Source organism: Neobacillus bataviensis, from assembly GCF_019969725.1.
The window spans coordinates 725,463-748,880 of the sequence record NZ_JAHXYW010000002.1; the positions used below are offsets into that span (position 1 = coordinate 725,463).

The 23,418-nt window shown below is 39.4% G+C and carries 25 protein-coding genes and 1 riboswitch; of the genes, 18 read left to right on the forward strand and 7 right to left on the reverse strand.

Annotated features, from left to right (window positions below; all coding sequences use genetic code 11):
- The first annotated feature begins 18 nt into the window (after nt 1-18).
- The 13 genes from argJ to LC455_RS08320 all read left to right on the forward strand — a co-directional run bounded on the left by argJ (nt 19) and on the right by LC455_RS08320 (nt 15,991).
- Nucleotides 19-1,281 carry a bifunctional ornithine acetyltransferase/N-acetylglutamate synthase gene (gene argJ, locus LC455_RS08260; protein WP_223589872.1) on the forward strand — a complete coding sequence of 421 codons (1,263 nt, stop codon included), beginning with the start codon at nt 19-21 and terminating at the stop codon, nt 1,279-1,281.
- 14 nt (nt 1,282-1,295) lie between these two features.
- Entirely contained in the window at nt 1,296-2,093 is a 798-nt protein-coding gene (gene argB / locus LC455_RS08265; RefSeq protein ID WP_223589743.1) for an acetylglutamate kinase, read from the forward strand.
- The gene (locus LC455_RS08270; RefSeq protein ID WP_223589745.1) at nt 2,093-3,292 is read left to right on the forward strand and encodes an acetylornithine transaminase; all 1,200 of its coding nucleotides are present in this window, start codon (nt 2,093-2,095) and stop codon (nt 3,290-3,292) included. The genes argB and LC455_RS08270 overlap by 1 nt, the downstream gene beginning before the upstream one ends.
- 5 nt (nt 3,293-3,297) lie before the next feature.
- Entirely contained in the window at nt 3,298-4,374 is a 1,077-nt protein-coding gene (locus LC455_RS08275) for a carbamoyl phosphate synthase small subunit (protein WP_223589873.1), read from the forward strand.
- Nucleotides 4,361-7,597: a carbamoyl-phosphate synthase (glutamine-hydrolyzing) large subunit gene (gene carB, locus LC455_RS08280; protein WP_223589747.1), complete on the forward strand. Its 3,237-nt coding sequence runs from the start codon at nt 4,361-4,363 to the stop codon at nt 7,595-7,597. The genes LC455_RS08275 and carB overlap by 14 nt, the downstream gene beginning before the upstream one ends.
- The gene (argF, locus tag LC455_RS08285) at nt 7,581-8,546 is read left to right on the forward strand and encodes an ornithine carbamoyltransferase (protein ID WP_223589748.1); all 966 of its coding nucleotides are present in this window, start codon (nt 7,581-7,583) and stop codon (nt 8,544-8,546) included. The genes carB and argF overlap by 17 nt, the downstream gene beginning before the upstream one ends.
- A gap of 83 nt (nt 8,547-8,629) precedes the next feature.
- Complete coding sequence (locus LC455_RS08290; protein WP_223589750.1) at nt 8,630-9,841, forward strand: argininosuccinate synthase; 1,212 nt, start codon at nt 8,630-8,632, stop codon at nt 9,839-9,841.
- Between the two features lie 67 nt (nt 9,842-9,908).
- The gene (gene argH / locus LC455_RS08295; RefSeq protein WP_223589752.1) at nt 9,909-11,285 is read left to right on the forward strand and encodes an argininosuccinate lyase; all 1,377 of its coding nucleotides are present in this window, start codon (nt 9,909-9,911) and stop codon (nt 11,283-11,285) included.
- Between the two features lie 115 nt (nt 11,286-11,400).
- Nucleotides 11,401-12,261, forward strand: coding sequence for a carbon-nitrogen hydrolase family protein (locus LC455_RS08300; RefSeq protein WP_223589754.1), 861 nt, complete (start codon nt 11,401-11,403; stop codon nt 12,259-12,261).
- An 11-nt stretch (nt 12,262-12,272) separates the two neighbouring features.
- Nucleotides 12,273-12,935, forward strand: coding sequence for a GNAT family N-acetyltransferase (locus tag LC455_RS08305; RefSeq protein WP_223589755.1), 663 nt, complete (start codon nt 12,273-12,275; stop codon nt 12,933-12,935).
- A 21-nt stretch (nt 12,936-12,956) separates the two neighbouring features.
- Nucleotides 12,957-13,628 (forward strand): GNAT family N-acetyltransferase, encoded by a 672-nt coding sequence (locus LC455_RS08310; protein WP_223589757.1) that lies wholly within the window; start codon nt 12,957-12,959, stop codon nt 13,626-13,628.
- Between the two features lie 77 nt (nt 13,629-13,705).
- Nucleotides 13,706-13,818, forward strand: a riboswitch (SAM riboswitch).
- Between the two features lie 74 nt (nt 13,819-13,892).
- Nucleotides 13,893-15,131 (forward strand): homoserine dehydrogenase, encoded by a 1,239-nt coding sequence (locus LC455_RS08315; protein ID WP_223589758.1) that lies wholly within the window; start codon nt 13,893-13,895, stop codon nt 15,129-15,131.
- A 350-nt stretch (nt 15,132-15,481) separates the two neighbouring features.
- Nucleotides 15,482-15,991, forward strand: a complete 510-nt coding sequence (locus LC455_RS08320; protein ID WP_223589760.1) for a DoxX family protein — start codon at nt 15,482-15,484, stop codon at nt 15,989-15,991.
- 46 nt (nt 15,992-16,037) lie between these two features.
- Here the strand turns inward: LC455_RS08320 and LC455_RS08325 are convergent, their stop codons facing one another.
- The 3 genes from LC455_RS08325 to LC455_RS08335 form a co-directional block, all read right to left on the reverse strand.
- Nucleotides 16,038-16,226, reverse strand: a complete 189-nt coding sequence (locus LC455_RS08325) for a YfhD family protein (protein ID WP_223589761.1) — start codon at nt 16,224-16,226, stop codon at nt 16,038-16,040.
- Between the two features lie 111 nt (nt 16,227-16,337).
- The gene (locus LC455_RS08330; RefSeq protein WP_223589763.1) at nt 16,338-16,472 is read right to left on the reverse strand and encodes a YfhE family protein; all 135 of its coding nucleotides are present in this window, start codon (nt 16,470-16,472) and stop codon (nt 16,338-16,340) included.
- A 115-nt stretch (nt 16,473-16,587) separates the two neighbouring features.
- Nucleotides 16,588-17,493 carry a TIGR01777 family oxidoreductase gene (locus tag LC455_RS08335; protein ID WP_223589765.1) on the reverse strand — a complete coding sequence of 302 codons (906 nt, stop codon included), beginning with the start codon at nt 17,491-17,493 and terminating at the stop codon, nt 16,588-16,590.
- Between the two features lie 75 nt (nt 17,494-17,568).
- On the opposite strand from LC455_RS08335, the gene recX reads away from it, so the two are divergent.
- Nucleotides 17,569-18,378, forward strand: a complete 810-nt coding sequence (recX, locus tag LC455_RS08340) for a recombination regulator RecX (protein WP_223589766.1) — start codon at nt 17,569-17,571, stop codon at nt 18,376-18,378.
- An 8-nt stretch (nt 18,379-18,386) separates the two neighbouring features.
- Here the strand turns inward: recX and LC455_RS08345 are convergent, their stop codons facing one another.
- Entirely contained in the window at nt 18,387-19,064 is a 678-nt protein-coding gene (locus tag LC455_RS08345) for an SDR family NAD(P)-dependent oxidoreductase (RefSeq protein WP_223589768.1), read from the reverse strand.
- An 87-nt stretch (nt 19,065-19,151) separates the two neighbouring features.
- Here LC455_RS08345 and LC455_RS08350 point away from each other — a divergent pair, with 87 nt between their 5' ends.
- Nucleotides 19,152-19,475: a YfhH family protein gene (locus LC455_RS08350; RefSeq protein WP_223589770.1), complete on the forward strand. Its 324-nt coding sequence runs from the start codon at nt 19,152-19,154 to the stop codon at nt 19,473-19,475.
- Between the two features lie 43 nt (nt 19,476-19,518).
- On the opposite strand, the gene LC455_RS08355 is transcribed toward LC455_RS08350, so the two are convergent.
- On the reverse strand, nt 19,519-19,689 hold the full coding sequence (locus tag LC455_RS08355; RefSeq protein WP_223589771.1) for a small, acid-soluble spore protein K: 171 nt from the start codon (nt 19,687-19,689) through the stop codon (nt 19,519-19,521).
- Nucleotides 19,690-19,821: 132 nt separating this feature from the next.
- Here LC455_RS08355 and LC455_RS08360 point away from each other — a divergent pair, with 132 nt between their 5' ends.
- Entirely contained in the window at nt 19,822-20,091 is a 270-nt protein-coding gene (locus LC455_RS08360; RefSeq protein ID WP_223589773.1) for a YfhJ family protein, read from the forward strand.
- Nucleotides 20,092-20,121: 30 nt separating this feature from the next.
- Here the strand turns inward: LC455_RS08360 and LC455_RS08365 are convergent, their stop codons facing one another.
- Nucleotides 20,122-21,102: a metal-dependent hydrolase gene (locus tag LC455_RS08365; protein WP_223589775.1), complete on the reverse strand. Its 981-nt coding sequence runs from the start codon at nt 21,100-21,102 to the stop codon at nt 20,122-20,124.
- Between the two features lie 106 nt (nt 21,103-21,208).
- Between LC455_RS08365 and mutY the strand changes: the two genes are divergently transcribed.
- Nucleotides 21,209-22,303, forward strand: a complete 1,095-nt coding sequence (mutY, locus tag LC455_RS08370) for an A/G-specific adenine glycosylase (protein WP_223589777.1) — start codon at nt 21,209-21,211, stop codon at nt 22,301-22,303.
- A 37-nt stretch (nt 22,304-22,340) separates the two neighbouring features.
- Here mutY and LC455_RS08375 read toward each other — a convergent pair whose 3' ends face one another.
- Nucleotides 22,341-22,523: a hypothetical protein gene (locus tag LC455_RS08375; RefSeq protein ID WP_223589778.1), complete on the reverse strand. Its 183-nt coding sequence runs from the start codon at nt 22,521-22,523 to the stop codon at nt 22,341-22,343.
- 116 nt (nt 22,524-22,639) lie between these two features.
- Between LC455_RS08375 and fabL the strand changes: the two genes are divergently transcribed.
- Nucleotides 22,640-23,389 carry an enoyl-[acyl-carrier-protein] reductase FabL gene (gene fabL, locus LC455_RS08380; protein ID WP_223589780.1) on the forward strand — a complete coding sequence of 250 codons (750 nt, stop codon included), beginning with the start codon at nt 22,640-22,642 and terminating at the stop codon, nt 23,387-23,389.
- Nucleotides 23,390-23,418 lie beyond the last annotated feature (29 nt).

Consider the following 23,418-nt stretch of genomic DNA (forward strand, 5'->3'; position numbering starts at 1 on the left):
AGTGATCTAGTTTTGAAGATGGACAAAAGGAAAACTAAGGGGGTAGTTCAATTGACTCAGGCATTAACAAGCAAGAAAATCGTTATTCTTGAAGAAGAAAGTGTTACATTTCCACAGGGGTTTAAAGCAGGCGGCATACATTGCGGGATTAAACGTAAGAGACTCGACCTCGGTTACATAGTTTCCGAAAAACCAGCTGTAGCTGCCGGTGTATATACAACGAACATTTTTCAAGCTGCACCACTTTTAGTAACACAGGAAAGTATCGCAAAAGAAAATAAAATTCAGGCAATCATAGTGAATTCCGGAAATGCCAATGCTTGTACGGGTGAGCAAGGTTTAAAGGACGCATATGAGATGCAAAAAGGATTTGCAGCTGAACTTGGGGTTCAGGAGCACTTAGTTGCAGTAACCTCAACGGGTGTAATTGGTGAACTATTACCGATGGATAAAGTGAATTCGGGAATTAAGCAAATTCTCGATAAAGAAAATGAAAATGAATTATTTTTTAAGCAAGCGATCCTTACAACCGATACTTGCATAAAGCAGATTGCGGTACAACTTCAAATCGATGGAAAAACAATTAGCATTGGAGGAGCCGCCAAAGGGTCAGGGATGATCCACCCGAATATGGCAACCATGCTCGGCTTTGTTACTACAGATGCAAACATTGCCCATGAAGACCTGCTATTTGCATTAAAAGATGTAACGAACCAAACCTTTAATATGATTACCGTAGACGGTGATACCAGCACGAATGATATGGTTTTAGTAATGGCCAATGGCCTAGCGGAAAACAAGCAGCTTACAAAGGACCATCCGGATTGGGAAGTCTTCAAAGAAGGATTAAAAATAGTTTGTGAGTCCCTTGCAAAGAAAATTGCCAGAGACGGTGAAGGCGCAACAAAGCTGGTTGAAGTTCAAGTTAACGGAGCATTCAACGTAGCTGAAGCTTCAGCAGTAGGTAAATCAATTATCTCTTCCAATCTTGTAAAAACCGCAATTTATGGAACGGATCCTAACTGGGGCAGAATCGTAACGGCAGCAGGCTATAGTGGAGTTCCTCTTGAGCCGAATAAACTAAAGGTTTCCATAGGAACCTATACAGTTTTTGAAAATGGATTACCAAGTTCCTTTGTAGAAGAAGATGTGAAGCAATATCTAGAACAAGAAAATGTCAAAATCTATATTGATTTAAATCAAGGTGATTCCAGTGCTACCGCTTGGGGATGCGATTTAACATATGATTATGTGAAAATCAATGCATCCTATCGCACTTAAGGGAGGCAGGCAAAATGAAATACTTAGTCATTAAGTGCGGCGGAAGTGTGTTAGATAATCTGCCAAGATCATTTTATGAAGACGTAGTTAAAATGCATGAAGCTGGTGAGTGGACGCCGATTATTGTACATGGCGGCGGCCCTCTTATTACATCCTTATTGAAATCCCTGAATGTCCAAACCACATTTATTAATGGTTTAAGAGTAACTAATCATGAGGTCCTTGATGTGGTCGAAATGGTTTTAAGCGGATCCGTTAATAAACAGGTCGTCAGAAATTTAATTGAAGTTGGCGGAAATGCTATTGGCGTCAGCGGAGTTGATGGAAGCTTGCTGCAAGCAGTTCCTACCCAAAACGCTGAAACGCTGGGTTTTGTAGGCGAAGTAACGGGGGTTAACAAAAAGGTTCTCGAAGGAATTATTTCTCAGGGAAATATTCCGGTAATATCTCCAATTGGAATAGATGCCAGCGGTCAACGCTATAACATTAACGGTGACATTGCAGCCTCAGCAATTGCTAAGGCACTAGGAGCAAATCTTTGTTTTATCAGTGATATTCCTGGGATATTAGTCGAAAAAGATGGCGCTAAAACAAAACTTGATAAAGTGTCTAAGGCAGTTATAGAAGAAATGATTGATAATCAAACTATTTATGGTGGAATGATTCCAAAGGTAAAAGCTGCGATTGACGGACTTGTTCACAACATTCCCGAAGTTGGAATCATCAACGGATTCGATAAAAATAGTCTTATAGATTATACCGACGGTAAAAAGGTCGGAACAAAAATTGTGTTAGATGAGGAGATTGCGTAATGTCGAATACTACTTCCGTTTCCCAAATCTCGCCTGTGATGGCAACCTACGGACGCTTTCCTGTCACACTTGTAAAAGGGAAGGGAAGCTACGTATGGGATGATCAAGCTAAACAATTCTTAGATTTCACTTCTGGAATTGCTACCTGTAACTTAGGGCATGTTCCCAATGTTGTAAAAGAAAAACTGGAAGAACAGCTGCAAAATCTTTGGCACTGTTCGAATCTATACAACATTCCAAATCAAGAGCAACTGGCAGCACTTCTTACAGCAAACAGCTGTGGCGACCAAGTCTTCTTTTGCAATAGCGGTGCAGAAGCGAACGAAGCAGCGATAAAGCTGGCCAGAAGATACTCCAACAAAGTGAAAGGGAATGAGTCACCTACTATTGTGACTTTCAAGCAATCCTTTCATGGCAGAACGTTAGGAACATTAACAGCTACCGGTCAGGAAAAAATTCAGCACGGCTTCGCACCATTAATCCCTGGATTTAGCTACCTGCCGTTTAATGATATTGATGCACTTGATGAGCTTTACAGCATTAAACCAGGTGCAGTACTTTTAGAACTTGTCCAAGGAGAAGGCGGCGTAATTCCAGCAACCCAAGAATGGGTTGAAAAAATCGCACAGATTTGCAAAGAGAATGATATCCTTCTTATGGTCGACGAAATCCAAACAGGCATCGGCAGAACAGGAACTCTTTTTGCCTATGAGCAATACTCTATTGAGCCAGATGTAATCAGTATTGCCAAAGGTCTTGGCTCTGGATTTCCTATCGGGGCCATTATCGCTAAAGAAGAGGCGGCCAAAGGCTTTGAACCAGGCAGCCATGGCAGCACCTTTGGGGGAAATCCTTTAGCAACGGCAGCCGGTCTGGCAACTCTTACTCATATAATTGAAACGAACCTATTAAATCAAGTTAAAGTAATTTCAGAGTACTTAGATTCACAGCTTCAGAATCTGAAAGAAAAGTACTCTTTTATAAAGGATATTCGCGGAAAAGGCCTCCTAAAAGGCTTGGTGGTCGAAATTAACGCCCTAGAAGTTGTCCAAAAGGCGATCACCAATGATCTGTTGATATTAACAGCAGGCCCAAATGTAGTACGGATTTTACCACCATTAACTGCTTCAATAGAGGAAATAAATGAATTTATTATCAAGTTGGAAAAAACATTCCAAAGTATGGAGAAAGGCGAGTGAGTGTTTTGAAACAAGGATATCTTACTTTGGAAACGGGAGAAGTATTTGAAGGAATATTGATTGGTGCCCAAAAGGATTCTCTCGGAGAAGTCGTTTTTAATACGAGTATGACCGGCTATCAAGAAATCATTACCGATCCTTCCTATGCCGGACAAATCATTACTTTTTGTTACCCGATAATTGGAAATTACGGTGTTAATGCGCTCGATGATGAAAGTATCTCCCCAGCTTTGGCTGGAGTAGTAATTGGGGATTTATGTGAAATGCCGAGCCATTATCAATCGATTAATAAATTTTCAGAAAAACTAAAGCAGGCAGGTGTCCCAGGGATTGCCGGAGTGGATACTCGACTTCTTGTCAAAACCATTCGAAGCCGCGGAACCGTTAAAGGATATTTAAGTACAGCGAAGGAAGCACAATTTTTAGATACTGAAAAAGCACCACTATGGGTGGAAAAAGTATCGACGGAAAAGATTCAATTTTTCAAAAACAATGGACCGCATGTTGTATTAATCGATTTTGGTTATAAAAAATCGATTCTGAATGCTCTTTTAGAGGAAGGCTGTTCCGTTACAATCGTGCCTTATAATACTTCGTATGAAAAAATTAAAGCATTGAATCCGGATGGAGTCTTACTCTCAAATGGTCCTGGAGATCCGATGGCACTACAGAAGTACTTTTCGGAAATAAAAAAGATTAGTCAGTACTTCCCAACGCTCGGAATTTGCTTGGGGCATCAGTTAATCGCCTTGGCATACGGTGCGAAAACAACAAAACTTGCCTACGGCCACCGCGGCGGCAATCACCCTGTCAAAGAATTGCGAACAGGAAAAGTAAAAATGACTGCCCAAAATCATGGTTTTGTGGTCGTGGATGAAAGCATCGATTGTCAGGTATTTGATATTACTTACCGTAATGTGAATGACCAATCAATTGAAGGATTAAAGCATCAAAGCTATCCAATCCAAACCGTTCAATTCCATCCTGAAGCCCATCCGGGGCCAAGTGATACAGAATATATTTTAAAAGATTTCGTAAGCCAGATAGCTTCACTAGGAGAGACTCGCTATGCCTTTAAATAAAAACTTAAAAAAAGTACTAGTAATCGGATCAGGCCCGATTGTTATCGGTCAGGCAGCAGAATTTGACTATGCAGGAACACAAGCTTGTATTGCTCTTAAGGAAGAGGGCTTAGAAGTCGTTTTAATTAACAATAATCCTGCTACAATCATGACGGATGAAGCCGTAGCCGATAAGGTCTATATTGAACCATTGAATGTTGAAACGATTGAAAAAATCATCCAGAAGGAAAAACCGGATGGAATCATCGGTACCCTTGGCGGGCAAACTGGATTAAATTTAACAGTACAATTATATGAACAGAATATATTAGAAAAATACAATGTAGAATTGCTTGGAACTTCAGTAGAGTCAATCAAAAAAGGGGAAGATCGTGAAAAGTTCCGTAATTTGATGCTTCAGATCAGCGAACCAATTCCAGAATCAGCAATCATTCACAGCTACGATGAAGGCGTAGCATTTGTTAACGAAATTGGTTTTCCTGTCATTATCCGCCCAGCTTATACACTTGGAGGGGATGGAGGCGGTTTTGCCCACAATGCTGAGGAACTTGAAATAGTTCTGAAAAAAGGTTTAGCTGCAAGTCCGATCCAACAGGTGTTAGTAGAACGCAGTATCAAAGGCTGGAAGGAAATCGAATACGAAGTTATGAGAGATGCCAATGATACCTGCATCATTGTTTGTAATATGGAAAACATGGACCCAGTTGGTGTCCATACGGGTGACTCCATTGTAGTTGCGCCATCACAAACCCTAACAGATGTTCAGTATCAGATGCTCCGTGATTGTTCCCTAAAGGTCATTCGTGAATTAGGAATTATCGGAGGCTGTAATATTCAGTTTGCGCTTCATCCTGAATCTAACCAGTATTACATCATTGAAGTAAATCCAAGGGTTAGCCGCTCATCTGCTTTGGCATCTAAAGCTACCGGCTATCCAATAGCAAGAATGGCGGCAAAATGCGCGATCGGCTATCACTTGGATGAGATTGTGAATCCGATAACAGGCAACACCTTTGCTTCGTTTGAGCCAGCGATTGATTATATTGTGGTAAAACTGCCGCGCTTTCCGTTTGACAAATTCCCTGAAGCCGATCGGACATTAGGGACGCAAATGAAAGCAACTGGGGAAGTCATGGCCATTGATCGGACCTTTGAAGGTGCTTTAAATAAAGCAATCAGATCGATGGAAATGAATGTATTTGGTCTTTGCTTAGAGACAAATAAGTCATTAACAGAATCATCTATCATCGACCTTCTTAAAACAGCGAATGACCGACGTCTCTTTATTATTGCTGAAGCATTCAAAAGAGGGATTTCTTTTGAAAAAATTCAACAGCTGACCCAGATAGATCCATGGTTTTTGCACAAAATTAATTCAATCGTTGCTTTAGAAAAGGAATTAGCTTCATATCATTGGAGCGAGGTTCCCGTTACCCTGCTGAAGCAGGCAAAGCGAAATAATATTGCTGATAAGCTTTTATCGCAAATTTACAATATTCCTGAAAAACAAGTGAGAAGCAAATGGAAAGAACTAAGTTGGAAACCAGGCTATAAGATGGTTGATACATGCTCGGCTGAATTTGATGCCGTTACTCCATACTATTACTCTACCTGGCATGGGTTTGATGAAGTGGAAATCACCAACAAGAAGAAGATTCTTGTCATCGGTTCAGGACCGATAAGAATTGGCCAAGGAATTGAATTCGATTACTGCTCAGTACATGCAGCAAAAGCAATAAAGAAAAAAGGCTATGAAGCTGTTGTGATTAATAATAATCCAGAAACTGTAAGCACCGATTATTCAGTTGCGGATCGACTATATTTTGAACCCCTTGCAGCAGAAGATGTTTTGCATGTCATAGAAAAAGAAAAGGTCGAAGGGGTATTAATTCAGTTCGGCGGGCAGACGGCTATTAATCTGGCACATGATCTAGAAGAAGAAGGGGTAAAAATCCTAGGCACATCAGTTCAGAATGTAGATCGATTAGAAGACCGGAAAGAATTTTATCAGCTTCTAGAGGATTTACAAATTCCTCATATTGAAGGAAAAACCGCCGATACCACAGAAAAACTGGTTGAAGCAGCGGGAGAATTAGGCTACCCAGTTCTCGTAAGACCATCTTACGTGATTGGCGGACAATCGATGTTTACCATTTTTTCAGAAGAGGAACTAAGAGATTACACGAAGCAGCTTGAAACTAACTCAAGCGAAAAAATGTGGCCGTTATTAGTAGATAAGTTTATGCCCGGACTAGAATGCGAGATTGATGTGATTAGTGATGGGGAAACGATTGTGGTACCGGGAATCTTTGAACATATCGAAAAAGCCGGTGTTCACTCAGGCGACAGTATATCAGTCTTTCCACCAATTTCATTATCACAAAAATTAAAAGAAATATTAGTAGATTATGCGAGCAGGATTGCAAAGACTACGCCGATTGTTGGAATGATGAATATTCAGTTTGTTATTTATGAAAATCAAGTCTATGTATTAGAGGTAAACCCGAGGTCATCAAGAACGGTGCCTATTATCAGCAAAGTAACTGGAGCTCCGATGATTGAGTGGGCAACGAGTGTACAATTAGGCGAATCCTTAAGTGATTTGTGTCTGAACCAAGGATTAATGCCAGAGCCAAATTATTTTTCTGTGAAAGCACCTATTTTTTCATCCAGTAAATTAAAGGGTGTGGACCATGTACTTGGACCTGAGATGAAGTCAACAGGTGAAGCGCTTGGAATGGGTCTGACATATCAAGAAGCCCTTAATAAGGCAATACCAGCTTTAGAGGGGAAAATAGAAGATAACTATATTTTATGTTCCATTTCTGATCGAGAAAAGCCGGCTAGTCTTCCAATAGTTGAAGAGCTTTTAGAAAAAAAGTTTAAATTAGCGGCAACAGAAGGAACAGCATTATTTTTTGAAATAAATGGCATCCCTGTTGATAAAGTAGTAAGGGATGATCAGGATATAAACCACCTATTCCGTAATCAGAAAATGAGGGCAGTCATTAATCTGCCAAACCAAGGCCGAAATAAACTGAAATTTGGTTTTCAAATTCGGGAGCAGGCGATACGGTATAAGGTGCCGGTTTACACACATTTAGATACGGTGGAAGCGACCATCGGTTTACAAAAAGGTCCGATTACTAATCTTGATGTTCGCTCAGTAAGCGAATTTTACAATTTGAATGAAAGAGGTGCCGTTCATGCTAGAAGCCATTAAGTTGAACGAGAATAAATTACAATTTAAAGGAAAAGACTTTTTACAGCTTTCTGATTTCAGTCCAGAGGAAATCCTATATCTTCTGGACGAGGCTCAGCAACTGAAGGCTATGCAAAAACAGGGTAAACCACATCCATACTTAAACGGGAAAGTATTGGGAATGATATTTGAAAAATCTTCGACACGTACAAGGGTATCTTTTGAGGTTGGCATGCTTCAGCTCGGGGGCCATGCGATATTCTTGAGTTCACGTGATATTCAGCTTGGAAGAGGCGAAAGTATTTCCGATACGGCAAAAGTATTATCGCGCTATGTTGATGGTTTAATGATCCGTACTTTTGGCCATGAATCTGTTGAAGAATTAGCAGAGCATGCTTCTATCCCGGTTATTAATGGTTTAACGGATTTGCAGCATCCAACCCAAGTAATGGCAGACCTTTTAACCATACTTGAACATAAAGGAAAATTGGCCGGATTAAAGCTTTGCTATATTGGGGACGGAAACAATAATATGGCACATTCCTTAATGGAAGGCGCGGTGAAGGTGGGAATGGATATTAGCATTTCCAGTCCGCCGGGATATTTGCCTAATGGAAAAATTACTGAAAAGGCAATTAAAGCAGGAAAACAATATGGCAGCACAGTTATGATTACCAATGATCCAGTTGAAGCTGTGAAGGGTGCCGATGTCATTGTGACAGATGTATGGACCAGCATGGGTCAGGAAGAAGAAACAGAAAAGAGACTTAAGGATTTCGCATCCTATCAGGTTAATAAGGAGCTTTGTCAGTATGCCAAAGATGATTTCATCTTCTTGCACTGTTTACCGGCACATCGCGGTGAAGAGGTAACGGCCGAAATCATTGACGGGCCACATTCCGTTGTCTTTGATGAAGCAGAAAACCGTTTACACGCACAAAAAGCAATTTTAAAATTATTACTAGCATAATAGTATTTATTTTTTTGAGATTTAGTGTATAATAATTCTAGTGAATGAATAATAATACACACAAACGTAAGGAGATATTAAAAATGGCGAAAGAGAAAATTGTTTTAGCCTATTCAGGCGGTTTAGATACTTCGGTTTCGGTTAAATGGATTCAGGAAAAATACGGGTATGATGTTATTGCATTAGGTCTGGATGTTGGTGAAGGAAAAGATCTTGAAGCAATTAAAAATAAAGCCCTAAACGTTGGCGCTATAAAAGCCATCATGATCGATGCTAAAGAATTATTAGCAAAGGAGTATATTCTTCCAGCTTTAAAGGCGAATTGCTTATATGAAGGGAAATACCCACTTTCATCTGCCCTTTCACGACCATTAATTTCAAAATTACTAGTCGAGGTTGCAGAACAAGAGGGTGCTACAGCAGTAGCCCACGGCTGTACAGGTAAAGGAAATGACCAGGTTCGCTTCGAGGTTTCTGTTCAAGCATTGAATCCAAGTTTAAAAGTGGTCGCTCCGGTTCGTGAATGGGGCATGACACGTGATGAGGAAATCAAGTATGCGCAGGAAAACGGTATTCCAATCCCTGTTGATTTGGATAATCCATTCTCAATTGATGCCAACATATGGGGACGTGCCTGTGAGGCGGGAGTTCTTGAAGATCCATGGGCAGAAGCACCTGAAGAAGCATACGACTGGACGAATCCAATTGAACTAACTCCAGACCAGGCGGAGTATGTTGAAATTGAATTTGAACAAGGTGTTCCTGTTGCTCTTAATGGCGAAAAACTTCCTTTAGTCCAATTAATCGAAGATTTGAACACTCTTGGCGGCAAACATGGAGTTGGCCGAATTGACCACATTGAAAATAGATTAGTAGGAATCAAATCGCGTGAAGTCTATGAAAATCCTGCTGCGTTAATTTTAATTAATGCTCATAAGGAATTAGAGTTTTTAACCTTGACTCGTGAGGTAACACAATTTAAGACACAGGTTGAGCAGCAGATGGCAAAGATTATATATGAAGGCCTTTGGTATTCACCAATTAAACCAGCTCTTGATGCGTTTATTAATGAAACACAAAAAACCGTTACTGGAACAATTCGCGTGAAGCTTCATAAAGGCAGTCATACTGTTGTTGGACGTAAATCTCCATACAGCCTTTATAACGAAGAACTAGCAACCTATACAAAAGGTGACGCATTCGACCACAATGCAGCAGTTGGTTTTATTAAACTATGGGGACTGCCAACAAAGGTTTATTCAGAGGTAACCAAAAAAGAATCAGTTTTAAAATAATTCTAAAGCGCCCTCGAAGCCAAAATTTCGGGGGCAAACTTCTTAGAGGAAGTAAGGGGGAGCACTGATGTCCAAGCTATGGGGCGGACGTTTTACAAAAGAAACGAATAAATTAGTCGAAGAATTTACTGCTTCAATCTCTTTTGATCAAAAACTAGCAAAAGAAGATATCGCCGGAAGCCTTGCCCATGTCACAATGCTTGGGGAATGCGGTATCATCCCAATGGAGGATGCCGACAAAATAAAAAATGGTCTTCTTAAGATTAAAGAGAAAGTGGATCGTAACGAAGTAGAATTTTTAATAGAAGATGAAGATATTCATATGAATATTGAAAAGCTTTTAATTGAAGAAATTGGGCCTGTCGGCGGCAAGCTCCATACCGGACGCAGCCGTAACGATCAAGTCGCAACGGACATGCATTTATATCTTCGTACAAAAACAACTGAGTTGATTAAATTAGTCGAAGATGTCCAGCAGGCGATCATCAAACAGGCCAAGGAGAACGTAGAAACACTAATTCCAGGTTATACACATTTACAGCGTGCTCAGCCGGTGTCATTTGCCCATCATTTAATGGCATATTTTTGGATGTTTGAACGCGATAAAGAGAGATTGTTAGATTCTTTGAAACGTGTAAACTGGCTTCCACTCGGTTCTGGAGCATTAGCAGGGACGACCTTTCCGATAAACCGCGAACTTGTTGCCGACCTGCTTGGATTCGGAACCATCTATCCAAATAGCATGGATGCCGTCAGTGACCGTGATTTTATCCTTGAATTTCTATCAATCGGGTCAATCATCATGACGCATATCTCCAGATTTTCTGAAGAATTAGTGATTTGGTCCAGCCAGGAATTCCAATTTGTCGAGCTTGATGATTCTTTTTGTACAGGATCAAGCATTATGCCGCAAAAGAAAAATCCTGACGTACCAGAATTGCTTAGAGGAAAAACAGGGCGCACCTATGGCAATTTAATAGGTTTATTAACAGTCCTCAAAGGATTGCCACTGGCGTATAATAAAGATTTACAAGAAGATAAAGAAGGTATGTTTGATACTGTTGAAACACTGGAAGGCTCATTAATGCTCCTCGCACCGATGATTGAAACTATGACCGTGAATAAAGAGATCATGCGAAAAGCAATTAACAATGATTTTTCTAATGCTACAGATATTGCCGATTATCTAGTTAGAAAAGGATTGCCGTTCCGTGATGCCCATGAAGTTATCGGGAAAATTGTTTTATATGCGATCCAATCCAACAAATTTTTACTGGATTTAAGCTTCGATGAATATCAGCAGTTCAGTCCATTGTTTGAAGAGGATATTTATGAAGTTTTAGCCCCTGAACATGTAGTGGCTGTCCGCAATAGCTTCGGAGGAACGTCACCTGAGCAGGTGAAAGCGCAAATTAAACTTGCTGAAGGAAAACTGCAGCAATAATATAAAGCTCGCCAATTGGCGGGCTTTTCATTTGGCAAATTATTTGTATGAAAATCTAAAATAGGAGATAATTTCCTTAGGGAAAATTTCCAAATTAATGTTGTGGAGGTTAGATATGAAATATAGAGTATCAGTAGTACAGTATCATTTACATACAATTAATTCGTTTGAGGAATTCGCTTCCCAATGTGAGCATTATATAAAAACAGCTGAAGAATTCGGGGCTGAATTTGTTTTGTTTCCTGAGTTTTTTACCACACAGCTTCTTTCCATTGGCAACGGAAAGGGTGAAAGTCTAACCATTGACGATTTGCCAGGCTTTACGGAACAATACCGAGAGCTGTTTTCTAACTTTGCCAGACAGACCAACATGCATATTATTGCCGGTACGCATGTTATTAAAAAAGACAATAAGCTCTACAATACCGCCCATTTATTTTACCCTGATGGAAGAATTGGCGAGCAGGCAAAGCTTCATATTACTCCGACAGAGGTAAAGGAGTGGAGTATGGCACCAGGTGATTCGTTTCAAATTTTTGAAACAGACAAAGGAAAAATAGCCCTTCTTACCTGCTATGATATTGAATTTCCGGAAATTGTCCGTATGGCCAAAGCAAAAGGCGCTGATGTTATTTTCTGTCCATCCTGTACGGATGATCGTCATGGCTTTCATCGGGTGCGGTACACCAGTCATGCTCGGGCAATCGAAAATCAAGTATATGTGGTTTTAACCGGAACAGTTGGCTCACTGCCAACAGTTGACTTTATGAGGGCTAATTTTGGTCAGGCAGTTATTATTACTCCTAATGATATTCCTTTCCCGCCGCGCGGCATTTTAGTGGAAGGGGAAATCAATGATGATATGGTTGTGACAGCTGATCTTGATTTAGATCTATTGTATGAAGTCCGCGAACGCGGTTCTGTTACAACCTGGCGCGACCGCAGAACTGATTTATACCCTGATTGGGAAAAGTAGGATGTGATCGGATGTACAGAAGTGAATTTTTTGTTTTTGATATGGAAAAACCAATGCCGGTTATAATTCGCAATTATACAAAAGAGGATTTTGACCAGCTCATTGAAATCCAAGCGGAATGCTTTCCTCCTCCTTTTCCATCAGAATTATGGTGGAATAAAGGGCAATTAAATAACCATGTTACTCTTTTTCAAGAAGGAGCTATATGTGTGGAGGTGGATGGAGTGCTAGCGGGCTCTCTCACCGGCCTATGTGTGGATTTTGATCCAAAAGAAATCAATCATTCATGGGATGAAATCACTGATCACGGGTATATCCGTAACCATAAACCGAATGGAAATTCCTTGTATATTGTAGATATCAGCGTTCGCCCAAAGTACCGAAAACTGGGGCTTGGTAAGTTAATGATGCAGGCTATGTATCATGTTGTGATTGAAAAGGGGTTTGACCGGCTGCTTGGTGGGGGCAGAATGCCTGGCTATCATAAAGTGGCGCATCAAATGACGCCCGAAGAATACTTGGCTGCCATCATTAAGGGGGAGGTAAGGGACCCTGTCATTACCTTTCTCCTAGGCTGCGGCCGTGTGCCCTTAGGTATTTCAACAAATTATTTAGATGATGAAGAATCTTGCAATCATGCAGCGATTATGGAATGGAGGAATCCATTCAAATAAAGAATGGGGGCCAATTTACTAATGGAGTATAAACGAATAACAAATATTGAGGACTCAAATTTTAAAAAGCTTCATGATTTAATGGGAAAGATATTCCCGCCTGAGGAAGTGTTGGATTATGGGCTATGGAAAGAACCGCTAGAAGATCCAAGTATCCGCGTATTTGTTGCTATTGATGATGATCAGGTAGTGGGAGCTACAGAATACCGCTATTACCCGGATTGGAATATCGCAATGACAGACTTCACCATTATCAGTAAGCCAGGGTTAAGCCTTGGCCGATTTTTAGCACAGAATCGTTTGAAGGATTTACAAATGCTTGCAAAAGAGAACGAAAAAGAACTTTTTGGTATGTTCGCTGAAATTTATGATCCATATAGAGTAGAACATCATGAATTCGGCGGTGTGAAAGTGATGGATCCATATGTGCGCAGGGAGGTACTATCCCATCTAGGCTATAACCGTCTAGATCTCGCTTACGTCCATCCATCATGGGAAAATAACGGTGAGGCTGTCTCTGGCCTCGATTTATGCTTTATGCCGACAAGTGATGAGGTCCATAGTTTACCAGCATCTCTTGTAAAAGATTTTCTAACTGCGTATTATTCAGTGCTTTCAAATAAACCGCAGGAATGGCTTACTATGATTGATAAAATCGGTAACAAGGAGACAATTGAATTATTGCCGCTTTAAAAAACTATTGACATTGACTGAAGATTCAGCTAATATTCATTTTATATTCTTGGAAAATTTAATGAAAAATTATATATCTCTTATCCAGAGCGGCGGAGGGACATGGCCCGATGAAGCCCGGCAACCTTCAAGGTAATCCTTGAAAAGGTGCTAATTCCTGCAGGTTTTGATAAAACCTGATAGATAAGAGGAGGAATCCGTGCCCTCTTCTTATGAAGAGGGCTTTTCGTATTTTCTAACTATTTATTGAAGGGGTGCAAAAAAATGACTGTAATAAAAGTGGCAATCTTAGGTTTTGGTACGGTTGGAGAAGGTGTCTACCGGACGATTGAATCCCATGCTGACGAACTCGAAGCCGTTTTAGGCAAAAAAGTGGAAGTGGCGGCGATTCTAATCAAAAATATGCAAAGGGAAAGAAATATTCGTAAAAATGTTTTAGTAACTACAGACTTTGAAGATATACTTAACTTGCCAAAGCTTGATATTGTAATTGAAGCCATTGTAAACAAGGAGCCAACCTTTACATTTTTGCAAAAGGCAATTGAGCGGGGCTGCCACATTATTACAGCTAATAAGGAAATGTTTGCACACCACGGGAAACAGCTGATCGCACTGGCAAATGAAAAAAATGTCTCGGTTGGGTTTGAAGCTACGGTAGCCGGAGGAATTCCCGTCATACAGACATTAAGGCAATTATTAAAAATTAACCGGGTTCAACAAATTCAAGGAATACTTAATGGAACCTCAAATTTCATCCTAACCGAAATGAGAGAAAAGAAGTGGTCCTTTGCCGAAGCCTTGCTTCAGGCTCAAAAAAATGGCTATGCAGAAGCAGACCCAACCAATGATGTCGAAGGCTTCGATGCCTTTTACAAAGCTATGATTCTCAGCCGAATTGCATTTGGAGAAGAACCGAATTGGCAGGACGTTGAACGTCAAGGAATTACTTCTATCACAAGTGAATTAATTGACGCTGCCGAAAAATTAGAATTGAGATTTAAACATATTGCCAGTATATCTAAGGAAGGCAGTCAAATACAGGTATCTGTTAAGCCGGCCCTTGTCGGGAAGGAGAATCCTTTTTATCATGTAGAAGGCGTCGAGAATGCTGTAAGTGTTCATTCAGATATTGTTGGCAGAATCACGCTGCAGGGTCCTGGAGCAGGGATGTTTCCTACAGCTAGTGCTGTTATCGAGGATTTGGCTTACGTGTGTCAAAACAATCATATAAAACGAAATTTTAACCAAACTGTTTCCGAAGAACTAGAACAGAAAAAAGGGCAGACGAAAGAATTTTGGTTAATAACTGGCCTTTCCAAAAACCTTTTAAAACCATCAATCACCTGGATTGATGAAATTTCTAATGGAATATTCGTCATTAAGGCTGAAAAAAAGGATTTAGATAAACTTGCAAAGCTGGATGAAACAATTAGTTATTTTCCAATCCTTGGGGAAATTGAAAGTGAAATTGTTTCATTCGAGGAAAAGGTATCGGCATTATAGGTAATAAAAAGAGCATCTGTATATATTGGATGCTCTTTTAATCCACAAATTTATCCACGTTAAAAAGCTTTTAATATAGGTATTCCACATTGTTATGCACACTATCCACAATAAAATTGGTACGTTCACATTCTCTTCAAATTTCTAATATTAATATGTTAAGAAACTGTGAAAGTCGTTGCGGTTTTATGTATAGGAGAGTATATTAAAAGTGTAGAGAAGTTAGTGAAACGATTCACAAACTTCCACTACAATAACAGCTAGCTGATCCATCCCTAATAAAAAGGGAAGTTAAAATCATTAATAAACTTGTGAAATGCTTCACAAGAAATAAATAGGAGATGATTGTGATGAGATGGTACAAAACACCACTTGCTGCAGTTGTATGGACAGTATTACGAGTTTGGCTTGGCTTACAATGGATTGAGGCAGGTTATCATAAATTAACAGGCGGTTTTGATGCAGGCGGTTTCCTTAAAGGGGCTCTGGCAAATGCAACAGGGGAACATCCAGCAGTGCAAGCTTGGTACGCTGACTTTTTACAACAATTCGCGATCCCAAATGTTCATATCTTTAATGTCTTGATTCCTTGGGGAGAAATGCTAGTTGGTTTAGGGTTAATCGTGGGATTAGCAACAATTCCCGCATTAATCGCCGGTGCATTCATGAACTTAAACTTTATGCTCGCGGGAACAACAAGCACTAATCCAATACTTTATACAGCAGCGATGATTCTATTATTCGCAGGTACTGGAGCTTACTACTTCGGACTTGACCGATTTACAGTACCATTTGTCAAAGGCTATTTCCTAAAAGCCCATGCAAAAAAATGTGAACATGAATTAGTGTTTAAACAATGAGAATTTATATTAAAGAAGCAGGGCAAACCTGCTTCTTTTTTTAGGATTATTTTCTATTTCGATTTTGGACGCGCTGGTTTGCTGCATTAGCGCGTGCCAGTGCCTCAAGATCGGCTCCATCAGCCATTTCCTTTGAAAACTCAACATCCTGTCCATCTGATTTCATGTTTTTTGGCACTTGTGGTAGCGAAGCTTTATTTTTATCTCGTGAACCATGTCCGCGTGAACGGCCCATTGCAAAAACCCCTTTCAAATGTTAACTGTTGAGAGGAAAAATGCTCTCCACTCTAGTTTTAACAAAATAAAAGGGGTCCATTAATGGAAAATTCTTTAAAAATTTGGTGTTCTATAGCTTCGTTTTTCTGTCGGAATAACCGCCTGCACGGTCTGCCATTTTAAATTCACGCTGATAGGATACCTCTTGCATGCTTGTAAGACTGTATTTCCCTCTATCTTTATCCTTTTTCTTCTTTTCAGCCATTTTGCTCATTCCTTTCAACATTTTTTTGTCAATCGTCATCAAGCTATGTGGTAAAAATAAAGCACTTTATGTACTTATTTCCATTTTTACCTTTTAGGAAAGGAATGATACAGATTTAAGTAAATATATTTTGTAAGGCTTTTTGAAGATCAGAGTATTTATATTTAAAACCTGAATTCAATAATTTATTTGGTAATACCTTTTGACCATCGACAACTAATGTACTCATTTCTCCCAAAAGTAATCGGAGGACAAAGCTTGGAACCGGCAGCCAATGAGGACGATGTAATACCAGAGCAAGTGTTTTTCCAAACTCGCTCATCATAACCGGATTAGGCGCTGTAAAATTAACTGGTCCTTGAATGTTCTCGTTTTTAAGAATAAAAGTAATCCCTTTGACGATATCTTCAATATGGATCCACGACATCCACTGCCGGCCATGGCCGATATTCCCGCCAATAAAAGCCTTATATGGAAATGTAATTTTTGGCAATGCTCCCCCGTTACGATCAAGGATAATTCCGAATCTGCAAAAAACAGTCCGTATTCCCAATTTTGCTGCAAAACCTGCTTCGTATTCCCATTGCTTGACGGTTTCAGCTAAGAAATCATTTCCGAGTATTTGCTCTTCTTCTGTAAATACCTTGTCTAATGAAGTTCCATAAATGCCGACTGCACTGGCATTAATAAATGCCTTTGGTTTTCGTTCCAATTTCTTCATTATTTCTAATAGCTCATTAACAGCCTCAAGCCGGCTGATTAATATTTTGTTTTTTCTTTTTTCTGTCCATCGGCCGCTATTAATCGACTCTCCAGCAAGGTTAATAAAAATATCAGTATTCTGAAGTTCGGATATGGGGTTTGAATTTTCACTCAGCCATTGTACATATTTAATTCGATCATTTTTATTTACGGCAGGTAACCTTCTAGTTAAAATAACGACTTTATGATTGTTTTTTAGGAATTCTTCTACCAGTGCCTTCCCAACAAAGCCAGTTCCGCCTGCGATTGCAATTTTCATGAAAAACACCCCCTTTTGCTTTTATTTTACTATATTAAATGAAAAATATGGTAAAGTATTCTTGAGGTGAAGGAAATGGCTATTATTACGAAAATCACCACACAGCAGAAGAATCAAGACCGATTTAATGTGTTTATGGATTACGGAAAAGGCGAGGAATTTGCCTTTAGTGTTGATAGTGATGTCCTAATAAAATTTCAGTTAAAAAAAGGCATGGAAATTGATGATTTTTCCTGCATGGAAATCCAATTTCAGGATGATATTCGTAAGGCATATAATCTAGCTGTAAATTATTTAGCTAGGAGAATGAGGTCGGCGAAAGAAATTAGGGATTATCTTATTCAAAAAGAAGTAGATGAACCTGTTATCGAGGAAGTTGTTCATAAATTAACAAATCAGAAATACATCAATGATGAGGATTATGCTTTTGCTTATGTACGAACACTTGCCAATACGACTGATAAAGGTCCTGATTTAATCAAACTGGAATTAAAGGAAAAAGGGATTGAGGAGGGAATTCGTCTTCGTGCACTTGAGGAATTTCCGCTCGAACAGCAGATAGAAAAAGCAACGAAAATGAGCGATAAGTTCTTCCAAAAGAATTCGAAGGACTCTTTTAAAATTCAAAAGAAAAAGCTGGAGCAATTGCTGCTTAGAAAAGGATATCCTTTTGAGGTTATTCAAATTGCTGTAAATGAAACTGAAGTGAATAAAGAAGTTGATGAGGAAATGGAGGCCATAAAATTTCAGGGGGAAAAAGCCCATCGGAAATATTCTCAATTCAGCGGTTTCGAATATGAGCAAAAGATGAAGCAAGCTTTATATCGGAAAGGCTTTCCATTCGATTTAATTGAGAGGTACTTAGCTGAAAGTAAAAAATCATGACAAGCCCGTCATGATTTTTTATTTTCAATAATAATCTCATTTTGATCAATTTGCTCAAAAATCATTTCAGCCACCTGTTTAGGTGAGCTTAGCCTTGAGGGATCTTTAATATGATCACTGCCCGACCAAAATGGTGTAGCCATGCCTCCCATGTAAACAGCATTAATTTTAATTCCACTGTCCTCATATTCCTTTTGCAGGCTTTCGGTGAAGCCTCTGACAGCAAATTTGCTCGCTGCATAAACTGCTTCATTGACCTTTCCGCGTAAACCAGCAGTTGAAATAATATTCATAATCCTTCCTTCGCCCTTAACATGTAGAAGCGGTAATACTGCTTTCGTCATAAAAATTGTACATAACACATTAGTATCTAACATTTCAAGGATTTGCTTTTCATCTATCTCCTCAAACGGCCCAAAATGTCCTACACCGGCATTATTCACCAATCCAGCTATATGGAAGGTACTGCCAATATCTTTTATTTTCTCAGAAACTTCTTCATTATTCCGAATGTCTAGTACAAGGATATCAGCAGTACCGCCACTGGATTCAATTTCATCTTTGGCAGCATGTAATTTAGCAGAATTTCTACCAGCAAGCAAAAGATGATACCCCTTTTTTGAAAAAAGAAATGCTAACTCTTTTCCCAAGCCTGTCCCAGCTCCAGTTACGATGATTGTTTTCATTAAGTTATCTCCTTCAAAATGGTTTTTACCTTTATTAATTTTACAAAAAAAACTATACTAAAATAAAGAGAAATGGGAGGGAAAAGGATGCAACAGGAGAAGCGGTATAGTGAAATGACAGAACATGAATTAAGGCAGGAAATTGCAGCGCTGCAAGAAAAAGCAAGAAAAGCCGAGCAAATGGGGATGGTAAATGAATTTGCTGTCCTTGAAAGAAAAGTTTTAATGGCAAAGGCATATTTATTAAAACCTGAATCCTTTAAATCTGGGGAAATTTACGAAATTGAAGGAGACCCTGGCCAACATTTTAAAATAGACTATATGAATGGGGTATTTGCTTGGGGGTATCGACTAAACGGTGATGGTAAAGAAGAAGCACTGCCGATATCCCTGTTAAAGCAATTGAAGTGACAAACCAGAGAACCTAGTCTCTGGTTTGTCTTAGTGCTACAAATTAAAATTGCGGTGATTCGTCATCGCGTTCACCGGAAGCACGCATGCGCTCTTGAGGATGCGTATTGATAGTGCCGTTTGCTCTTTTTGAAGCATATTCTGCTTTTGCTCTCGGTTCTCCCTCAAACTTATTATTATTTTGATTTGGAAATCCAGTTTGTTTATTTCTCATGCTGTACCTCCATAAAGGGAATGAGAAAAACGTGAAAAGCATTGTTTGTCTTTCGATGCTTACCACGTAACGTTAGTATTTGCTTAAATTTTTACGGTTATGTTATAAGAAAATGGCAAATGGGGTGCGTGTATGAATGATTATCATGAAAAATTAGCGAACCTGCTTTTAGACAAAAATGCCCAGCTTTCCTATCAGCAAGCCCGAACTTGGGTTGAGCTGCTTTGGGAGGATTTTGAAACCACATACGCAAAAGCGGGAAGGGAATATATGGGCAGTGAAATGACAGAAAGAATTGTTAAACAATGGATTGAACATTACGGAGATAAACTGCATGAATTTGCAGCAACCAATCCGAAATATAAACATTTTCTAGAGCAAGCAAAAAATACTCTCCATTAAAAAAGCAAGTGATTATTGGCCACTTGCTTTTTAACTTGGGATAATCCCTAATTTTTTTCGCAATTTCTTTTCGCTGAACACCCAGCCGGTATAAGAGGTAATTCGGTTTAGATTACAATCTAATTGCACCACAGCTACAAAGGGATAATGACCATTACTTCGATAGCGCAAATCAATAAAACGGACCTCATAATAATCAGTGAATTCATCTATTTCCCAGCGATAGACCGGAGAAAATGAAAGAAAAGCGGAAATATTGTCATCCTGTTTCGCTGCTTCAATTAAGGGTGTTTGTGGAACTGGAACACGATTAAAACGGTCCAAAATTTCTACTTTTTTATCTTCGGACCTGCCAACAAAAAACATGCTTTTATTCATGGCAGCAATTCGCCACTGATGAAATTTCATGGTTGGAGCAATTATAATTTCCGTTGCATCAGGAATCAGAGTTCTTACCTCAACTAATACTCTCCTTTTAGCCTGATACCTCCTTAAATAGTAAACGATGATAACTGCATACATAATCAGAAAGGTATAGCCTGGATTTGCCCCTAATATCCAAATGAAGATCCCAACAACATGAATTCCAAATATGATCGGATCAAAAGTATTAATCACACCGAGCGCCACCCATTTTGAGGAGAAGGGCCTTAAGGCCTGAGTTCCGTATGCATTAAATATATCAACGAATACATGGATAAATACGGCAGCAAAGGTCCATGCCCAGAGATGAAGGAGATTGGCCCCTTGAAAAAAAGGATAAATGACTGCCACAATTAAGAGCGGCCACAGGATGACCGCAGGAATAGAATGGGTTACTCCGCGATGATTTCGAATATAAATGGCATTATTTCTTAGTTTTAAAACAGTGTCAATATCTGGTATTTGAGAACCTGCTATTGTTGCAATTAAAACACTGGTTGTAGCAGCATGGCTGGCGGCTACCGCTGGATCGAGGGTTGCAAGACCACCCAGTGCAATGCCCATGACAACATGAGTTCCAGTATCCAAAAGGAATATCCTCCTTTAAAATGTTCTTGTCAAAATAGAAAAATTAACTTATTGTAAAACGAAAATGCTTTTCTTTTTGCTAGTTTTTTACGGAGGGCTTAAAGTTATGTTAATTGAACTAAAAAATATTACAGAAATCAATATAAATGCTTTTCAAAATGATTTAATTTCTTGGTTTAAGGCGGAACAGCGGGACCTTCCCTGGAGAAAAGATCAGGATCCATATAAGGTCTGGGTATCAGAAATAATGCTGCAGCAAACAAGAGTAGATACTGTCATTCCCTATTTTAATCGCTTTATCGAATGGTTTCCTACCATCGAAGACTTAGCCAAAGCGGAAGAAGATAAGGTTCTAAAAGCATGGGAAGGACTTGGGTATTACTCAAGAGTTCGGAATTTGCAGTCTGCAGTTAAGGAAGTAAAAGAGAATTATAATAGTAAGGTACCTTGCACCCCTGAAGAAATTGCGAAACTTAAGGGGGTCGGACCTTATACCGCAGGTGCTATTTTAAGCATTGCCTATGGAGTTCCGGAACCTGCTGTTGATGGCAATGTTATGCGCGTTTTATCAAGAATACTTTCTATTTGGAAAGATATTGCTAAACCATCGACACGAAAAATTTTTGAAAATGCGGTTCGGGAATTGATTTCACATGATGATCCGTCTGCCTTTAACCAAGCTTTAATGGAATTAGGGGCATTGATTTGTACCCCAACCTCTCCATCATGCTTATTATGCCCAGTTCGTGAACATTGCCACGGGTTTCATGAAGGTGTACAAAATGAGCTGCCAGTGAAAACGAAAAAAACAAAAACACGTCATGTACAATTAGCTTCCGCTATTCTTTTAGCTGAAAATGGGAAGATTGTCATTCATAAGCGGCCCTCGTCAGGATTACTTGCAAATCTATGGGAATTTCCAAACGTTGAGATTGTTCATCCATTGCAGGCTGATCGCGAGGAAGTTGCAGTTCAATTTAATCAATCTCTGAATTTATCCGTCAAGCTTGATCATATTATCGGCCAAATTGAGCATGTTTTTTCACATTTAGTTTGGAATATTAAAGTGTATACAGGTAAAATATGTTCCGAGTTTGTAGAAAGTGATGAATGGCGGCTTGTTTCGTTAGCGGAAATGGAAGAATACGCTTTTCCTGTTTCCTATCAAAAAATGTTAAAGCTTTATCAGGAACAAAAATAGGAAGAACGCCGTGACCTTATTACGGCGTTCTTTTTTTCTAATGTTTGATGCCTCCGCGATTTTCAATTTCTTCGATAATTTCTCTGTGTATGGTTTGCCCCTCGCTATTTAAATAGGGGGCAATTTGCTGCAGAGAGTGATGAAAAAAGGCAAGCTCGCTATCCTTCCAGTCAGATTTAGCCATCATTGAAAGCTCCGTCATATCCCGTCCTGCATACATAAAACTTTCATCCCTTCGTTATGGTATTTTCCCTTAGTGTTTGGTCTATTAATTGTCTTCTATTCATGGAAAAGCTAAAATAGAAGCTATACTTGATTGAGGAAAGGAAAAGGATAATGACACAAAAAGTAGCATTAATTACTGGAAGCAGCAGGGGAATCGGAAAGGCAACTGCACTTCGGCTTGCTGAAGCGGGATATGATATTGTCATTAATTATGCGAGAAGTAAGAAGGGTGCCTTAGAAACAGCGGAACAGGTTGAGGCATTAGGCAGAAAAGCCTTAATAATCAAAGCCAATGTTGGAGATGTAGACAAAATTAAAGATATGTTCGCCCAAATTGAACAGGAATTTGGCCGCTTAGATGTATTTGTCAATAACGCGGCTTCAGGTGTGCAGCGCCCGATTATGGAGCTGGAAGAATCACATTGGGATTGGACTTTAAACATCAATAGCAAAGCTCTTTTATTTTGCGGCCAGGAAGCGGCAAAGTTGATGGAAAAAAATGGTGGAGGGAAGATTGTCAGCATAAGTTCTCTAGGGTCGATACGTTATCTAAAGAATTATACTGTGGTAGGCGTATCAAAAGCAGCCCTCGAAGCATTGACAAGGTATTTAGCGATTGAACTGGCACCAAAAAATATTGTGGTAAATGCCGTTTCCGGCGGTGCGGTAGATACAGAAGCATTAAAGCATTTCCCTAATCGGGAGGAGTTGCTTCAAGAAGCAAAAGAAAAAACTCCTGCTGGGAGAATGGTTGAAATTGAGGATATGGTAAACACCGTAATGTTCTTATTATCTGATGATTCAAGTATGATTCGTGGACAAACTATCATCGTTGATGGAGGAATCTCTTTACTCGTTTAATTATTTTTAAATAATTTTTTTGGATAATC

Coding starts and splice junctions, on each gene's coding strand:
- LC455_RS08350 (WP_223589770.1), top strand. CDS start 19,152: ATGCAACAGGAGAAGCGGTATAGTGAAATGACAGAACATGAATTAAGG.
- LC455_RS08270 (WP_223589745.1), top strand. CDS start 2,093: ATGTCGAATACTACTTCCGTTTCCCAAATCTCGCCTGTGATGGCAACC.
- LC455_RS08355 (WP_223589771.1), bottom strand. CDS start 19,689: ATGAGAAATAAACAAACTGGATTTCCAAATCAAAATAATAATAAGTTT.
- argH (WP_223589752.1), top strand. CDS start 9,909: ATGTCCAAGCTATGGGGCGGACGTTTTACAAAAGAAACGAATAAATTA.
- LC455_RS08315 (WP_223589758.1), top strand. CDS start 13,893: ATGACTGTAATAAAAGTGGCAATCTTAGGTTTTGGTACGGTTGGAGAA.
- argB (WP_223589743.1), top strand. CDS start 1,296: ATGAAATACTTAGTCATTAAGTGCGGCGGAAGTGTGTTAGATAATCTG.
- LC455_RS08310 (WP_223589757.1), top strand. CDS start 12,957: ATGGAGTATAAACGAATAACAAATATTGAGGACTCAAATTTTAAAAAG.
- argF (WP_223589748.1), top strand. CDS start 7,581: ATGCTAGAAGCCATTAAGTTGAACGAGAATAAATTACAATTTAAAGGA.
- LC455_RS08360 (WP_223589773.1), top strand. CDS start 19,822: ATGAATGATTATCATGAAAAATTAGCGAACCTGCTTTTAGACAAAAAT.
- argJ (WP_223589872.1), top strand. CDS start 19: ATGGACAAAAGGAAAACTAAGGGGGTAGTTCAATTGACTCAGGCATTA.
- LC455_RS08300 (WP_223589754.1), top strand. CDS start 11,401: ATGAAATATAGAGTATCAGTAGTACAGTATCATTTACATACAATTAAT.
- LC455_RS08290 (WP_223589750.1), top strand. CDS start 8,630: ATGGCGAAAGAGAAAATTGTTTTAGCCTATTCAGGCGGTTTAGATACT.
- carB (WP_223589747.1), top strand. CDS start 4,361: ATGCCTTTAAATAAAAACTTAAAAAAAGTACTAGTAATCGGATCAGGC.
- LC455_RS08375 (WP_223589778.1), bottom strand. CDS start 22,523: ATGTATGCAGGACGGGATATGACGGAGCTTTCAATGATGGCTAAATCT.
- recX (WP_223589766.1), top strand. CDS start 17,569: ATGGCTATTATTACGAAAATCACCACACAGCAGAAGAATCAAGACCGA.
- LC455_RS08335 (WP_223589765.1), bottom strand. CDS start 17,493: ATGAAAATTGCAATCGCAGGCGGAACTGGCTTTGTTGGGAAGGCACTG.
- mutY (WP_223589777.1), top strand. CDS start 21,209: ATGTTAATTGAACTAAAAAATATTACAGAAATCAATATAAATGCTTTT.
- LC455_RS08305 (WP_223589755.1), top strand. CDS start 12,273: ATGTACAGAAGTGAATTTTTTGTTTTTGATATGGAAAAACCAATGCCG.
- LC455_RS08325 (WP_223589761.1), bottom strand. CDS start 16,226: ATGGGCCGTTCACGCGGACATGGTTCACGAGATAAAAATAAAGCTTCG.
- LC455_RS08345 (WP_223589768.1), bottom strand. CDS start 19,064: ATGAAAACAATCATCGTAACTGGAGCTGGGACAGGCTTGGGAAAAGAG.
- fabL (WP_223589780.1), top strand. CDS start 22,640: ATGACACAAAAAGTAGCATTAATTACTGGAAGCAGCAGGGGAATCGGA.
- LC455_RS08320 (WP_223589760.1), top strand. CDS start 15,482: ATGAGATGGTACAAAACACCACTTGCTGCAGTTGTATGGACAGTATTA.
- LC455_RS08330 (WP_223589763.1), bottom strand. CDS start 16,472: ATGGCTGAAAAGAAGAAAAAGGATAAAGATAGAGGGAAATACAGTCTT.